The sequence below is a fragment of the Fulvivirga lutea genome, from assembly GCF_017068455.1.
GTDB classification, from domain to species: domain Bacteria; phylum Bacteroidota; class Bacteroidia; order Cytophagales; family Cyclobacteriaceae; genus Fulvivirga; species Fulvivirga lutea.
In genome coordinates, this window is sequence record NZ_CP070608.1 from 58,122 (window position 1) to 73,003 (window position 14,882).

13 protein-coding genes are annotated in these 14,882 nt (G+C 37.3%); 2 read left to right on the forward strand and 11 right to left on the reverse strand.

What is annotated here, in order from left to right; translation table 11 throughout:
- Window positions 1–113: 113 nt before the first annotated feature.
- Complete coding sequence (locus JR347_RS00340) at window positions 114–644, forward strand: response regulator (protein WP_205722081.1); 531 nt, start codon at window positions 114–116, stop codon at window positions 642–644.
- Here JR347_RS00340 and JR347_RS00345 read toward each other — a convergent pair.
- Window positions 641–1,030, reverse strand: coding sequence for a response regulator (locus JR347_RS00345; RefSeq protein WP_205722082.1), 390 nt, complete (start codon window positions 1,028–1,030; stop codon window positions 641–643). The two genes, JR347_RS00340 and JR347_RS00345, sit on opposite strands and share 4 nt — an antisense overlap.
- Window positions 1,027–2,160 (reverse strand): sensor histidine kinase, encoded by a 1,134-nt coding sequence (locus JR347_RS00350; protein WP_205722083.1) that lies wholly within the window; start codon window positions 2,158–2,160, stop codon window positions 1,027–1,029. Before JR347_RS00350 ends, JR347_RS00345 begins: the two co-directional genes overlap by 4 nt.
- A gap of 255 nt (window positions 2,161–2,415) precedes the next feature.
- On the opposite strand from JR347_RS00350, the gene JR347_RS00355 reads away from it, so the two are divergent.
- The gene (locus JR347_RS00355; RefSeq protein WP_205722084.1) at window positions 2,416–2,565 is read left to right on the forward strand and encodes a hypothetical protein; all 150 of its coding nucleotides are present in this window, start codon (window positions 2,416–2,418) and stop codon (window positions 2,563–2,565) included.
- 11 nt (window positions 2,566–2,576) lie between these two features.
- On the opposite strand, the gene JR347_RS00360 is transcribed toward JR347_RS00355, so the two are convergent.
- The 9 genes from JR347_RS00360 to JR347_RS00400 all read right to left on the reverse strand — a co-directional run bounded on the left by JR347_RS00360 (window position 2,577) and on the right by JR347_RS00400 (window position 14,876).
- Window positions 2,577–3,434 (reverse strand): CheR family methyltransferase, encoded by an 858-nt coding sequence (locus JR347_RS00360; RefSeq protein WP_205722085.1) that lies wholly within the window; start codon window positions 3,432–3,434, stop codon window positions 2,577–2,579.
- Window positions 3,434–5,173: a PAS domain S-box protein gene (locus JR347_RS00365; RefSeq protein WP_205722086.1), complete on the reverse strand. Its 1,740-nt coding sequence runs from the start codon at window positions 5,171–5,173 to the stop codon at window positions 3,434–3,436. The genes JR347_RS00360 and JR347_RS00365 overlap by 1 nt, the downstream gene beginning before the upstream one ends.
- Before the next feature lie 19 nt (window positions 5,174–5,192).
- A complete protein-coding gene (locus tag JR347_RS00370; RefSeq protein ID WP_205722087.1) occupies window positions 5,193–5,816 on the reverse strand; it encodes a hypothetical protein in 624 nt (207 codons plus the stop codon).
- Window positions 5,817–5,820: 4 nt separating this feature from the next.
- Window positions 5,821–7,722 (reverse strand): chemotaxis protein CheA, encoded by a 1,902-nt coding sequence (locus JR347_RS00375; protein WP_205722088.1) that lies wholly within the window; start codon window positions 7,720–7,722, stop codon window positions 5,821–5,823.
- A gap of 13 nt (window positions 7,723–7,735) precedes the next feature.
- On the reverse strand, window positions 7,736–8,767 hold the full coding sequence (cheB, locus tag JR347_RS00380; protein WP_205722089.1) for a chemotaxis-specific protein-glutamate methyltransferase CheB: 1,032 nt from the start codon (window positions 8,765–8,767) through the stop codon (window positions 7,736–7,738).
- A 1-nt stretch (window position 8,768) separates the two neighbouring features.
- Complete coding sequence (locus JR347_RS00385) at window positions 8,769–9,128, reverse strand: response regulator (protein ID WP_205722090.1); 360 nt, start codon at window positions 9,126–9,128, stop codon at window positions 8,769–8,771.
- Between the two features lie 15 nt (window positions 9,129–9,143).
- Complete coding sequence (locus JR347_RS00390; RefSeq protein WP_205722091.1) at window positions 9,144–9,692, reverse strand: chemotaxis protein CheW; 549 nt, start codon at window positions 9,690–9,692, stop codon at window positions 9,144–9,146.
- 2 nt (window positions 9,693–9,694) lie between these two features.
- The gene (locus JR347_RS00395) at window positions 9,695–13,168 is read right to left on the reverse strand and encodes a PAS domain S-box protein (RefSeq protein WP_205722092.1); all 3,474 of its coding nucleotides are present in this window, start codon (window positions 13,166–13,168) and stop codon (window positions 9,695–9,697) included.
- Between the two features lie 181 nt (window positions 13,169–13,349).
- A complete protein-coding gene (locus tag JR347_RS00400; protein WP_205722093.1) occupies window positions 13,350–14,876 on the reverse strand; it encodes a PAS domain-containing sensor histidine kinase in 1,527 nt (508 codons plus the stop codon).
- Between the last annotated feature and the right edge of the window lie 6 nt (window positions 14,877–14,882).

Here is a 14,882-nt window from a genome sequence, read left to right on the forward strand (position 1 = left end):
GGCTTTAATAAATAGTTTTCATCTCATTTGCATTAATCACACCTTTTTTCATAATTTTAAATGATGTAAGGTTATCTGTAGTTGGCTAACTTTAACAACCGGTAAACTAAACCATGTCGCCATTCAGATTAAGCAAAATTGATCGCTACCGTCAATCTCTCAACGGGAAGGAGGAAGAAATTATTGATATTCAATTCCCCTCAGAAATAAAAAGGCCAACTTTAAAAACACCAACTACAAAGGATATTCTCATTTTTGTTGTTGATGATGACCCTTGGTTTATGCAAATTGTGAATACTCATCTTTCCAAGGTATCCTTGAACGACCTCGCTCCTAACCAGCAAATTATTATCAAGAACTACGCTACGGGTAAAAGTTGCTTGAATGATTTAAATCTTAAGCCTGACATCATTCTACTTAATTACGATATTAATAAGGGCATTAGGAATACCTTAAATGGTAAAGAGATTTTAGATGCGATCATCAATACAAATCCGAATCAAAAGGTATTGATAATGAATAATCTAAAAACAAATGTCAGGCATGCATTTGTAGAACAAGGCCTTAGGGATTACATCATTAATGATCCTGAAGCTGTGAATGAGCTTAATTCAATTATCGAAGAAATTTTAAAAACGCATTAAGCATTTAGTTGCTTTATTGATAGCAACTGTTCATGCGATAGGGGTTTGGTAAAGAAACCTTTGATTAACTCGTTATTTATTGACTTTTGTTTATCAGATTCTAATATGGACGATGAGATGAGATAAATAGCAGGCGATTTCTCAAATTGATCTTTGATTATGTCAAATTCTCTTAGAAAATCCCAACCGTCTAATCCGGGGAAGTTAATGTCCAGTAATATGACGTCCGGCATCTCACTGTTTGCATCTTTAGATTTAAGTTTATCTAATGCCTCTTCCACAGAAGAGAAGGAATACACTTTACTAATATTACCTTGCACTTCAAACATCTTCTTTAGATGAAGTTGAAGAATTAAGTTATCATCAATTACGGCTACTGTCTTCATATTCCATTTCCGTTTTGATTAAAAATAATGGTAAACTTCGTACCCTGGCCCACCTCACTTGATACACTAATTGATCCTCCCAGTGATTCAATTTGATTTTTTATCATATAGAGGCCCACTCCCCGATTACTCTTTTCACCATGAAACACTTTATTCTTATTAAAAATCTTATCACCGTATTTGTTCATATCAATACCTAACCCATTATCAGTGACGGTAAGAATATTTTGGCCCGCTACCTCTATGGTTCTAAGTTTAATAAGACATTGTGCATCGGGATTTCTAAATTTTATAGCATTACTTAAAAGATTAAATAAGATACTTTTTAGATACACTCTAGGATAAATAATTGAAGTTAAATCATCAAAATTTGATTGTATTTCAACTTCTTCAGAGAGTAATCCTGTTAAATTTTTCTTTGCCTCAATCAACATTTCATCAAAAGAAACTAACTCCCATTTAAGGTCTTCCCCTTCATTAATTCGAATTACATCGTTCATCTCAGTGATGGAAACCATAAGATTATCCGCTTCATTCTTCAGCATTTCTAAATATTCTTTTTGCTCCTTTACTTGAGAAGTTGCAGAATGCAGAGCTAAAAGTGAATGAATACTGCTCACATGAGATCTCAAATCGTGAGAAGTGATATGCGCAAAGCTGAGTAACTGAGAGTTTTGCTTTTTAAGCTTGTTGGTAATTTTATTAAGCTCTGAAGTACGATCATCTAAAATTTTCTCATATTCTGATGGAGCACGGAGTGATAAGGCCATTGGCAATACACGGAACATGGCGAAAACTGTGAACCATGAAATTACTGCACATATAAATAGAAGAAGTGCGCTAAATTGATAAAAAGGAACATAGAAGATTACTGCATCAGCCAGGTGGGTAGCGCCACAGGTTAATATAAACAATACAAATAGCCAAAGTACATTCTTAAATGGCAGTTCCTGTCTTTTAGTAATGAAATAAACGATGAGTATTGGAATTACTGAATAGGCAGCCCAGATTGCTATATCTGAAATAATATAAAGCCAACCATGAAAGCTAGTCCATTCGCCACAGTGCCACCGTGCAGGCCATTTTGAAGTATCAAAAAGAGTACTTAAAAAATTTGTTATTTCAGACATAAACCCAACCAATTATGATTAATTTATGATTTTTTTTACAATTTTTTTACTGATGTAGGTATTATATTATTACCGAATTACCAACTTATTGAAGTCCAATGAGTTGAAATAGCAATAATTGTAACTCTAAAAATTTTATGATTTGTGGGTTGATGTTGCGAAGCAAGTAGCATACAAGATAAAAAAAAATCAAACACTTGAGTTACCAACTGTGTTAATTACGTATAATTACGTAGAAAACTGTAAGTAACTATCATGAAAATTACGTACATAACCAGCATCATCAACATTATCTTAAACAATAACTTTAATGTTGATAGCGAGATTTTTGATGAGCTTCATTCACTTTCTGTAAACCAACTGGCCTTAAGATATAAGCAGGTTTACTATGCTTTTGCGAAGTAAATGAGTGTTAATTAGGCTGTTCTTCTGAAAGAATCTTGCTGAAGAGCTTGTCCTTTTACTTTTCTAAATATTCTGAGCTTCACAAGATCGGAATTGAAATTACTTTTTTCATCTTCTGATAGAATAGAATCAAAAAAGCCTTGTATAAAATAACCTCCGGGCTTTAAAACACTTAAAAATTTTTCCATCAGTTTTGCTTTTGCAGGAGCATCAAAGTAAATCATCACGTTCCTGCAAAAAATGAAGTCGTAGCTGCCATTAACGGGGTCGGTAATTAGATTATGATATTTATAAGTTACAGCACTATTTAATTCATGATTCATTTGTACGTGCATTGATTCATGCGGTAAATAGTATTTAGAAAAGTTACCGAAGCGATTATACTCCTTAAACTTACTCTCGTACTCAACCATTTTTACCTTATGATATATACCAGATTTAGCTACCTGTAGCGCTGTTTGGTTCATATCCGTGGCCAAAATATTAGCCTGTTCTAGCAGGTTCATTTCCTTCAAAACTATTGCAAGAGTAAATACCTCTTCACCCGTTGAGCAACCGGCATTCCATATGTCAATTTTAGATCTACCCTTGAATTCATTATATAAAACTGTTCTCAAACCACTCCACATCATCGGGTCTCTAAACATGGAAGTAAGCCCAACGCTTATTTCATCCATGAATTTAAAAATGAGGTTTTTATCTTTCAGCATGGCTGACCATAAGTCGTGAAGTGTATCAATTTTCAAGACATGCAGCACCCTGTTTAATCTCCTATTTAAAGACTGAGGCTCGTAGCATGTAAAATCCAGCCCATATCTTTGAAATAAAACAGAAGTAAATGAATCAATCTCTTCTTTCGTTAGCGCCATTACAACTTCATTACAACTTCTCTATCAATTAATACCACCACAATTTTGCTAAGCTTATCTTCAAGATTAAAAATAGGAGTGAAAGTGGTTCTGTAGCTTTTGAGATTACCTGATGAATCTATAAACACCAAGTCATTTTCAATGAATTGATGATCTTCCAGCCTGTGTATAATGTCAGGAATTTCCTCCTCGAAGGTTTTGTCTTTAATAAACTCTAAAAAGGGCTTTTTGCGTAACTCTAGCCGTTTATAACCAAACTGATCAAAAAACAACTCATTGGCATTTTTAAAGGTACCATCTGCATTTAGCTCCATAATTGGAGTTGTATTCTTTAAGGCCATTACTGTACCTGTTAAATCTTTTTGTTTTTCTTTTTCTGCCGTATTAAACTGGGCAAACATCATAATTTTATAGGGCTCACCGTCTATGTTGTTAATAGGGTTGAAAGTACCAGTAAGCCACAGCTCCTTACCTTCAATATCCTTTAATTTAAACTCACCATTGAAAAACTTTCCTTCCCTAAGATTCGTCCACATGAGCTTAGTCTGTGGTTTATCCCTATCCTCATCAGGAATGATTTTTAGATAATTGAGGTTCAGCAATTTTTCTTTAGTGTAGCCGGTAATGCTAGTAAAAATATCATTGGCATCAATGATAGAGCCATCTAATTCGAAAGTAACAGAAGCAATTGTTTTATTAATTGCACCGAACACGCCATTTAATTCCGCCTGGTTTCTGCTCATCTCTTCTTGAGTAGCAGTTAGTTCCTCCATATTCTGGCGCATTTCCTCTTCACGAGATTGCAGCTCTGAAGTAAGTGTGTTAGCTTCTTCTAAAAGCTCCTTGGTTTTCTCGTTATTTGAGAGAGAAGCAAATACAGAGGCTATATTTTCAGCCAATTGCTCTACAAATGCCACCTGATATTTTTTAAGTGGATCGAACGTAGCAATTTCTACTACGCCATATACCACTTCATTAATTTTAAGAGGTACGATAATTACATTGGCCGCTGTTGCCTCGCCCAACCCTGAAGTTATTTGCACATAATCTTGTGGTACATCGAGCAAGTAAATAGTGTCTTTTTCTAATACACATTGACCTATTAACCCCTGCCCTATTTCTATCCTTTTTTCTCTTATCCTCGTTTTGCCATAAGCATAGCACGACATTAATTCTAAATACTCATCTCCCTCCGCTCTTTTTAATAGAAATAAGCCTCCCTGATTTGCATTTAAATATTGGACGAGATTGCTGATAACGATTTTGGAGAGCTCTGAAATTTCTATGTCATGACTTCTCAATATTTCGCCAAATTTTGCCAGCCCTTCTACTCCCCAATTACGCTTTCTCTCTTCTTCGGTATAGTCTTTGAGTTTTTGATCTACAGCTTTGATAGAGACGGCCAATTGATCATCTTCTTTTAAACTTTCGAACTTACGCTCCCCTTCCTGACCTAATGCACTTATTAGCGATGCCGCCTCGTTCATGCCACTTTTATATCCAGAAATAAGCTTCTCGATGTCAGAAAAACTGTGTCCTTCTCCATCGCCAATAATGTCCTTCACTTTATTAGTAAGCTTCTTTTGTGTATACCATTCAACCGCCAGGGCTGCAACTAAGATGGACGAGGTGATAAAAATATTATTAAGCCAGTAGCAGGATGCCCCAATAGCTATGATTAAGAATAACTTTGTTACTCTCCTTAGTGTATCTCCATTATAGTTGTTGGTCGATTTCATGATATTGGTTTTTTGTTTATTATGAAGCCACTTTTTTACTTGACACTTCCTTGACTTTATCCATAAAGCCCTCGGCCATTTTCCAAATAAATTGAGGCTGAAGTTTGGTGTTATTCTCAAATACAAACTGTGTATTTGCAATCATGAAGTAGCCCGAATTTGAAGAATCGTTACTAAAGTCATTGATCACTTTATTTTTAACTGCTGCCTGATTTGACCGTGAAAGCACTGGCACATCACCAAAAATCATTACATCTAAATAGTTAGAAAATTCAGTGATTACTGCTGCTGACAGGATGTTATCCAGCTCTTTTAGAATAGCCTCACCTTCCATCATTCTTGAATATTCGTCTTCATTAAAAGGCATACAAGCTGCATATACTGCATCGCATTCTTCTTCATTGAAGATTAAATAACTTTTGCCGGCTAGCTCACCAATGATACTGGTTGTGATTAAAATGAGCTCGTTATCATGTTTAATGGATTTAATAACTTTTAAATCGTCTTTTGAAATTTCTATAGAAGTTGGGTTAATTGTTATTTTTTGTTTTGCCATGGTCGAAAATGAATCCGCAGCCTTTTGGTACCCCTGAGCGATTAGGTCAGCGGCTATATTTCGTTCTGTGTTTGATAAATAACTCATCTTTCTAAGCTTTTTGATTTGACAGGTTTATATTGAAAATCATGGTGGTAATTGCTGCAATGTTTATCACCGGACATACATGCCCATTACCAAGTATTGTTACACCACTTAGTAACTTTATCTGATCGAGAGGTTTCATGAGTGGTTTTTCTACTATCTCCTTTTGTTGGAGAAGCTTATCAACAACCAGCCCTACAGTGCGGCCATTGTAGCTAACTATTACTGTATCCAGCTGCTGTTCAGGGTGAATGTTGTCATAGGAGCTTTGCAGTAATTTTTGGGCATTAATATTTTGCCCGGGCTTTATATTGAACAGGTCCTGAAGGAAAACAATAGAGATTGTCTTGCCTAAATGTGTAGCAATTAATCCATTGCTTACTTTATGTAATTCACTTTTGTAAAACGATACTACTGCTTCTGTATATGAAAGAGGAATGGCATATTGTTGATGGTCACTCTCGAAAAGCAGTGTGCCTTTTACTGCCATTGATGAAGGAAGCTTCAGACTAATGGTTGTTCCTTTTCCTGCTTCTGTATTAAGGTTTATGTTACCACCAATAGAGTCGATTGCCTTCTTTACAACATCCATTCCCACACCTCGCCCTGAAAGTGAAGAGACTTGATCGCATGTAGAAAAGCCCGCTTCGAAAATGAGCATAAGCAACTCAGTTCGATTCATTAGCGGTAGCATCTCCTTGGTAACCAAACCCTTGTCAATGGCCTTTTGTTTAACTCTTTCTACATCTATGCCTTTGCCATCGTCTATAATTTCAATAATTACACCATCACTATCATTTCTGGCAGATAGGGTGACTGTGCCTTCTTCTGGCTTGCCCACTTTCTTTCGTTCTGCCGGAGACTCAATGCCATGACTTACTGAATTTCTTATGAGGTGAATGAGTGAATCGCTAATAATCTGAAGTATGTTTCGATCAATTTCTGTTGTAACCCCTTTTAGATCCAGATTTACTGATTTATTTTCTACAGCTGCCGCATCGCGTACTACTCTATGAAATTTATTGAAAAGGAATCCCACCTGTACCAACCTTACATCCATCACTGAGTATTGCAGGTCAGAAGAAATTCTGTTTAATCTTGAATACTCATTGCTATTCCCTTCATAGGCAGCTATGATTCTATCCCTTTCAATGATTAATTCGCCAACCAGATTGAGAAGGTTATCCAACTTTCGAACAGGCACCTGAACCAGGTCGGAAAAGGTAATTTTAGTACCTGTGTCTTCAACTTCTATTTCAGACTTCTCATCGCTAACCTCACCATCGTCATTTTCATTGATTAACTCATTGATGCTAGCCAGCTGCGCTTCAGTTAGTTTAATATCGCTTTCCTGCGAGGGTTCTTCCGCCTTTTTTACTTGCTGATTTTTATTACCAGTAGGCGTGGCCTGCTCTTTATGTGCTACTCTTTTCTTAGGCGCAGTTTTTTTCTTTGCAACTGGTGGCTGCTCAGTTTTATCAGATTTCTTTTCCTCAATTTTGCCAGGAGTGCCTTCGTCACCCTCTTTGGACCTGCTGATAAGCACTTCTAGCTTCGTTTTAATACCTCTGAAGCTTACTTTATTGCCGTCTTTTAAAGATTCAATAAGTGCACCTAATGTGTCTACTGCTTTAAAAAGCGAGGTAAACATATCTTTATTCAGCTTCAGCTTACCTTCTCGTACTTCACCAAAAAGATCTTCTATTACATGAGCTAAAGACGAAATGTCATTAAAGCCCATGCCTGCCGCGTTACCTTTTAAGGTGTGGGTAATTCTAAATAAAGAATTGACAAGGTTTTTATCGTCCAGATTTTTTTCAAGGTCTGTTAAAATCTTGTTTATCTCTTCGAAATTCTCCTGGGCTTCTGCCATGAAAATTTCTTTATATTCTTCTTCTTTCGAGCTCATAATTAAAATGTTTTTAGCACAAACAACTTGTTATAAAACCTGCCATTTCTTTAATTGGAACCACATTATCTACAAGACCCGCATCGAGTGCGGCTTTTGGCATACCAAATACCACAGAGCTTTTTTCATCTTGTACAATTGCATAGCCCTTGTTTGCTTTTATCTTGCTTAAACCTTGTGTGCCATCTTTACCCATGCCTGTGAGCACCACACAAAGGGCCCTTTCTTTATACGTTTCACTTACCGACTCAAATAGACAGTCTACCGAGGGGTTATTGAATTCTTTATAATGTCTTGAGGTGAAGCTAAACAATGGCGTATTGCTTATTGGACTCCTATTTATCATTATATTCTTGGTGCCTGGGGCTATGTAAATATGACCCGGCTCAAGCGGTTGACCTTTTCTTGGAATAGATACATTCAATGGAGTGTAGCCATTAATCCTTACTGCAAAAGACTCTATAAACCGCTCCGGCATGTGCTGCGCAATTACTATTGGTACAGGAAAATTAGCAGGAAACCCCTCTAGTAAGCACTCAATTGCTCCTGGCCCTCCAGTTGATGAACCTATGACTACAATGTCATAATTCAGTTTTTCCTGAAATGTATGCGCTAGATTGTTTCTTCTAATCGATTTTGTAATGAGTGATTGCACATTGATTTTAGCGGCCTCTTTTACTAAATCAACCAATGGGTAGTAACCATTTGTTTTAAAGCCCTCACCATTTTTAGGTTTATCAACAAATTCAAATGCACCGTATTTAAGGGCATCAAAAATCTGGGCATTAGTGCGGTCCAAAGAACTTAATACTATGATTGGCTTAGGAGAGTCTTTCATTACCTCCTTTACCAGGTACAAGCCATCATACTCGGGCATAACCATATCGGTAACAATTACATCCGGCTGATAGGACCTGACTTTTTGCATCGCCTCAAAACCATTGTTGGCAGTTTGCACTTCAGAAATAGATTTATCCGATTTCAGAATGTCTGTAATCAAAATTCTCATTAGGCCTGAATCTTCAACTACCAGTGTCTTTATCATGTCAGGAGGCTTTAGCCATTGCTCCAATGAGCTGGTCGTTAGTAAATGGTTTTACCAAATAATCAATGGCTCCTAAGCTTATTCCTTCGTTTACAACGGATTCCTGCCCCACAGCACTGATCATGATTACTTTAGAAGTAAGACCTTCTTCTTTGTATACCTTTAAAATATCCGTGCCTATCATATCAGGTAAGATATTATCCAGTGTGATAAAGTCAGGCTGAAGTTCGAAAGCCAAATCTATAGCCTCCTCTCCATTGGATGCCTGACCAATTACTGTGAAGCCATTGGCCTCCAGAGCATCTTTAATCACTGTACGCATGTACAATGAGTCATCTACGATTAATACATTTTTTGTCATTGCTTTGCTATTTAATTAAACTGCTATTTTGTTTGACGAACTAATATCTGATTCACTCACCACCCTGAAAACGTCTATGAGAATGACCAACCGGCCATCAATTTTTACGATTCCGGTGATGTAATTTTGATCCATATTGGAGTTGTGAATAACGTTGACGGCCTCATCAATATCTCCTTTTGATACTGCCAGGGTATTGGGAACCTCTTTTACGAGGATCCCAATCTTTACATCTTCACTTTCAATTACTAGCGTGAAATTTTTGCCACCTTCGTTGAGAGTATCTCTTTCAGATTTGATACCGAATTTTTCTTCCAAATCAACGATGGCAATAATGTTACCTCTAATATTGGCCACGCCTTTTATGTATGAAGGGCTCTGTGGCATTTTGGTAATATTAGGTGTTATTACTACTTCTTTGATCTGATCGATATTAAGTGCATACTCTTCTTCACCTTGCTTGAAAACAATCAGCTGAATGTTACTTAGGTCATCCAATTCTTCAGCTTTTTGTTCTTTGGCTTTCTGTACTTTCTCTTTTAAAGACTTCTTTTCCGTTGACATAATTATAGAAGTTTGAATTTGCTGATATCTGCTTTTAAGTCAGATGCAATTTTTGTCAGTTGATTACTACTTACTGCTACTTCTTGCATACCATTATTTAATTCCTGAGACGATGTTGCTATTTCCTCAGTACCTGCTGCTGTTTCTTCGGCCACCACTACAATTTGCTCTATGTTTTTAGCAACTGTGTCAATCGAAGTTTTTTGCTTCACAGTGGCTTCTTTTATTGCACCACTGAAGTTGAGCGTTTCAGAACTAGATGCAGATATTTCCTGGAAGATTGATTCGGCATCTTTTGTGGCTGAAGAGCCATCTTTCACACTCACAGTCATTGTTTCAATTGCCTTGCTGGCTGATTGAGTATCCTTCTGCACATCACCCACTATTTTCTCAATTTCAACTGCCGATTTTCTAGAATCTTCTGCCAGCTTCCTGATCTCTTCGGCTACGACTGCAAAACCTCTACCTGCTTCGCCAGCTCTAGCTGCTTCAATGGCCGCATTAAGTGCAAGCAAGTTTGTTTGTGCAGCTATATCAGTAATTACATTTAGCGTTCTGCCTATTTCTTCTGCTCGTCCTGTGAGAATCTTAATGGATTCATTGGTAAGGCCTGCTGAATCATTGATGCCCTCCATATTAGATACTAGCTTCTTGATGATCTTTAGACCATTTTCGCAACTGGCCACACCTTTTTCGGCCGCTTTATAAATTATGTCAGACTTACTTTCCATATCATCTGCTGACGCTAATACCTCCTCGGCAAGTTTGGAAGATTCGTCTGTTCGCTGAGCCTGATCCTGAGCACCTTTCGCCATCTGAGAAATTGCTGAAGCCATCTCATCTGTATTGCTCTTCATACTTTCAGATTTACTGAGTGTATTCTTCGCAGAGTCTGAAACAACATTCACATTTTCGGAGATGTTACTTAACAGACCGTTAAGGTTCGCAATGGCCGTGTTTAACGATTCTGCCATGTTCTTTAAGTCACCATTGGTTTTCATTTCAAATCGTTTTGAAAGATCTCCTTTGGACATCTCGGTGATGATCGAGTTGAATTCAAGTACCGGTTCGGCAATTGATTGAAGCAGCATATTAAGAGAATCTACCAGTTGCTTCCAGGTGCCTAATCGACCTTCGTTTTTCAATCTCGCATTGAGGTTACCTTCTTCACCAGCTTGTCTCACCACTTCATTTACATCTGCGATGATCTCTTTAAGTGTATTTTTTAATGCGATATTATCCTCGATCATCTTGCCAACATCACCTTCCGCTCTTACTGTTATTTGAGCATCGAAATTTCCATCTCTCAACTCACCTACAAATGCGCTCACTGCTTTTAGAGCAGTAGTAAACTCAGTTACATCTACTGCGTATTTCACTACTTTATAAGGATTGCCATTTAAGTCGAAAATTGGATTATAAGAAGCCTGAATGTAGCAGTCATCTCCACTTTTTGTTTTTCTAGTATAAGTACCCGAAAAGAACTGTCCACTTTTCAGCTTTTTCCAGAAGTCAGCATACTCGGCCGAATTCGCATATTCTTTATCTACAAACATTCTGTGATGCTTGCCTTGAACTTCATTTAGAGAATAACCAACAGTATTCAGGAAGTTATCATTGGCTGTTTGAATATTGCCATCCAAATCAAATTCAATGGTGGCGTATGACTTACTTATAGCCTCTAACTGGCCACTGGTATCGGCATTTTTAAGTTTGCTTTCGGTGATATCATTCGCCAGTTTGATAAACTTCATTACTTCACCTTGACCGTTTAATACTGGGGTATAACTGGCTAACAACCAAATTTCAGTGCCGTCTTTAGCGATTCTTTTGAATTCCCCAGTTTGAGATTTACCTGCTTTGAGTTCATTCCAGAAAATTGTATATTCTCTAGAATTTGCATATTCCTTATCGCAGAAAATTCTATGATGTTTGCCCTCTATTTCTTCCAATGAGTATTTGGTAGTTTGAAGGAATAAATCATTTGCCACGACAACATTTCCATCAATATCGAACTCAATAAATGCAGAAGTAGAGTTTATAGCATTCATGGTGCCTTGCATTTCAAGTTGCTTACGCTCCATCTCTTCTTGCGTAGCGGTAAGTTCTTCCATATTCTGACGAAGCTCCTCTTCCTGAGCACTTACTTCCTCCATTTGATTCTGCACTTCCTGCTCAAGTTTTTTCTGCTCTGTAATATCAGTTGCATACTTTACAACCTTATATGGCTTACCATTGAGATCAAGAATAGGGTTATATGAAGCCTGAATCCAGATATGATCACCATTTTTAGTTAAGCGCATGAATTCACCTGCCTCAAACTGACCTTCATTCAACTTCTGCCAGAAGTCTTTATATTCCTTGCTTTTTTTGTATTCCTCAGTAACGAAAATGCTATGATGCTTGCCTTGCACTTCCTTAATATTATAACCTACTAAATTTAGGAAGTTTTCGTTAGCTGTTTTGATGGTACCATCTAGCTCAAACTCAATTACAGCTTGTGATTTACCAATGGCTTCTAGCTGACCTTCGAAATCGGCATTCTTTAATTTAGATGCCGTAATGTCGCTAGCAAGTTTTATTACTTTAGCTACTTCGCCTTGTGCGTTAAATACTGGGGTGTAGCTGGCCAGAAGCCAAATTTCAGAGCCATCTTTAGCCACTCGCTTAAACTCACCAGTCTGAGGTTTGCCAGCTGCAAGATCTGCCCAAAAGTTTTTATACTCTTTGGACTTAACATACTCTTCCTCGCAAAATATTTGATGATGTTTATCTACAATCTCATCTAACTCATACTTGGTAGTATTAAGGAACAAATCATTAGCATTTTGAATATTACCTTGTGGGTCAAATTCGATAAATGCAGAGGTTGTGTTAATTGCATTCATGGTTCCTGTCATTTCCAACTGCTTACGCTCCATCTCTTCTTGCGTAGCAGTAATCTCCTCCATGTTTTGACGAAGTTCCTCTTCTTGAGCACTCATCTCTTCCATTTGATTTTGAACCTCTTGTTCTAATCTCTTCTTCTCAGTAATGTCCTGAATGAAAGCGGTGTAGGTTTTCACCCCATTGGATTCGCTTTCGCTTAGAGTAAGATTAATAGGAACCAGCTTACCATCTTTGGTTTTTGCATTCACTTCTCTAGCGCCACCCATTACATTGCGCTTACCTGTTTTGTTATATGCTTCCAGGTAACCATCGTGCTTAGGTCTTATATCATCGGGTGTGAGTACTTTTACATTTTGACCAATTACTTCTTCTCTACTGTAACCCCATAACTTTTCAGCTGAATTATTAAAATATTGAATGGACCCACGCTGATCAATCATTACAACCGAGAGCACTGAGCCTTCTAAAACCTGAAGAAAATCCACCGAGCTGTAATCTTCTTCATGCTTGTCGGTATTGGCTTTTGCTTTTCCATTTTGCTTGCCTTCAGCAAGTGTTTCTTTTTGAGAGTTTTTTCCGAGTGCCATATTACTATAGTTTAGTTTGAGATTTTATATTCAATTGTAGCGTCCATTAAAAAGACTAAATTGTTAAGCCAAATGTAGTGCAGATTTAAGGGCGCCTCAATTGTGAGAATTGTGTATTTTGAGGTCTATATAATCAGTAGAAAAACTAGTGAAAATACGTAGTGCGGATAGAGTAGTTTTACTACCTGCTTTGAAGCAAAAACTTACGAGTCATAAGCCTGCCTTTTTTATCATTAGGTATTTCTACATTAACAATGGTGCCTAAACCTACCTCAGATTCTATGCTAATATTTCCATTTAATTTGAGCACCGTTTCCTTAGTAATATAAAGGCCTAAGCCGGAACCTTTCGATGACTCACTACCTCTGTAGAACATATTAAAGACCTTATCGAGGTGCTGCTTTCCAATGCCTATACCATTGTCTATAACTTCAATAGTAGCCTTATCATAGCTGAGGTGAACATTCACTTTTATGTAGTGTTCATTTTTAGTTTTATCGCTAAACTGAATGCAGTTTTTGAACAAGTTTTCCAGAATGAGCATAATTCTGGAAGAATCAGAAAAGAAAAACTTGTCGTCATCAATCTTCAATTGTAGTTCAATAAGATCGTGCTGATATTTAAACTTCTTCCAGACTTCATTTACTAGTGCCGGGAAGTCAATCTTTTTGCTGGTTATATGCTGACGTGCATTCTGAGAGAAGTACTTAATATCGTTTACAAAGTAATCTAGTTTGTTAAGGCTTTCGTCTATCTTATCCAGGTAGCTGAGCATCTGCTCGTCTTGCAATTCCATGCGCATTATATTAGTAAGCCCAAGTACCGATGCTATTGGCGATCTGATATCGTGATAGGCACTGTAAAGAAACCTATCCATCTGCGCATTGATTTTTTTGAGCTCGCGATTTTTTTGTTGCAAAATGTTTTCGGCATCCTTTTGCTCTGTAATATCGATAATAGCTCCATCGTAGTAGGTAGTGCCATTATATTCTCGTGTAACTGAACAGTTTACCAAACCCCAAAAAGTAGAACCATCTTTGCGTCTGAAAAGGATCGTTTCATTGGTTAGGTAATCGGCTTCACGGAGCACCTTTGCTATTCTGCTTCTGTCAGCATTATCAGCGTAAAATTTAGCGGGGGAAACATTTAATACTTCTTTTACCGACTGATAACCAAAGAGTTCTACGAATGACTTATTAACATAGATCATTCCTTCTTCTCTGGAATTGCGGTAAATACCTTCTTTTAAGTTATCGCTTATAGCTATAAACAACTGGCTAAGCTTACCGGAGCTCTTAATTTCTGAATCTCGACTCATGGCCGGTTCAAAGATTACCAATCCAAGGCGTTGCTTGGCGGAACCTATTGACTTAATTGTAACATCAAAAATAGTTTTCTCCGTTGCATTATTGACCAAGATCAGCTGCTTGTTAATTTCACTATCTTTTTTTGCAATCCAGCCAAGCATTTCCTTGAATGCCACTCTGGAAGTATCACCAAAAAAATCAAGTAAATTGAGCTTTTCCAGCTCGCTAGACTTTGATAATGAAAGGCCCTTGAATGCTCTGTTATATTTAAGAATAATTCCTCTTGTGGTAACAAATACCAGTGGACTATTAGAATGGTTGAAAATCTCCTCTCCTATGTAATCCTTCGACAGTTGAATGAAATCGTCAGGTATATGTTCCTGTATTCGTTTGGCCTCCATAATACG

What these genes read in the sequence shown, in the direction of transcription:
- JR347_RS00340 (WP_205722081.1), top strand. Translation starts at nt 114, where the DNA reads ATGTCGCCATTCAGATTAAGCAAAATTGATCGCTACCGTCAATCTCTC.
- JR347_RS00345 (WP_205722082.1), bottom strand. Translation starts at nt 1,030, where the DNA reads ATGAAGACAGTAGCCGTAATTGATGATAACTTAATTCTTCAACTTCAT.
- JR347_RS00350 (WP_205722083.1), bottom strand. Translation starts at nt 2,160, where the DNA reads ATGTCTGAAATAACAAATTTTTTAAGTACTCTTTTTGATACTTCAAAA.
- JR347_RS00355 (WP_205722084.1), top strand. Translation starts at nt 2,416, where the DNA reads ATGAAAATTACGTACATAACCAGCATCATCAACATTATCTTAAACAAT.
- JR347_RS00360 (WP_205722085.1), bottom strand. Translation starts at nt 3,434, where the DNA reads ATGGCGCTAACGAAAGAAGAGATTGATTCATTTACTTCTGTTTTATTT.
- JR347_RS00365 (WP_205722086.1), bottom strand. Translation starts at nt 5,173, where the DNA reads ATGAAATCGACCAACAACTATAATGGAGATACACTAAGGAGAGTAACA.
- JR347_RS00370 (WP_205722087.1), bottom strand. Translation starts at nt 5,816, where the DNA reads ATGAGTTATTTATCAAACACAGAACGAAATATAGCCGCTGACCTAATC.
- JR347_RS00375 (WP_205722088.1), bottom strand. Translation starts at nt 7,722, where the DNA reads ATGAGCTCGAAAGAAGAAGAATATAAAGAAATTTTCATGGCAGAAGCC.
- cheB (WP_205722089.1), bottom strand. Translation starts at nt 8,767, where the DNA reads ATGATAAAGACACTGGTAGTTGAAGATTCAGGCCTAATGAGAATTTTG.
- JR347_RS00385 (WP_205722090.1), bottom strand. Translation starts at nt 9,128, where the DNA reads ATGACAAAAAATGTATTAATCGTAGATGACTCATTGTACATGCGTACA.
- JR347_RS00390 (WP_205722091.1), bottom strand. Translation starts at nt 9,692, where the DNA reads ATGTCAACGGAAAAGAAGTCTTTAAAAGAGAAAGTACAGAAAGCCAAA.
- JR347_RS00395 (WP_205722092.1), bottom strand. Translation starts at nt 13,168, where the DNA reads ATGGCACTCGGAAAAAACTCTCAAAAAGAAACACTTGCTGAAGGCAAG.
- JR347_RS00400 (WP_205722093.1), bottom strand. Translation starts at nt 14,876, where the DNA reads ATGGAGGCCAAACGAATACAGGAACATATACCTGACGATTTCATTCAA.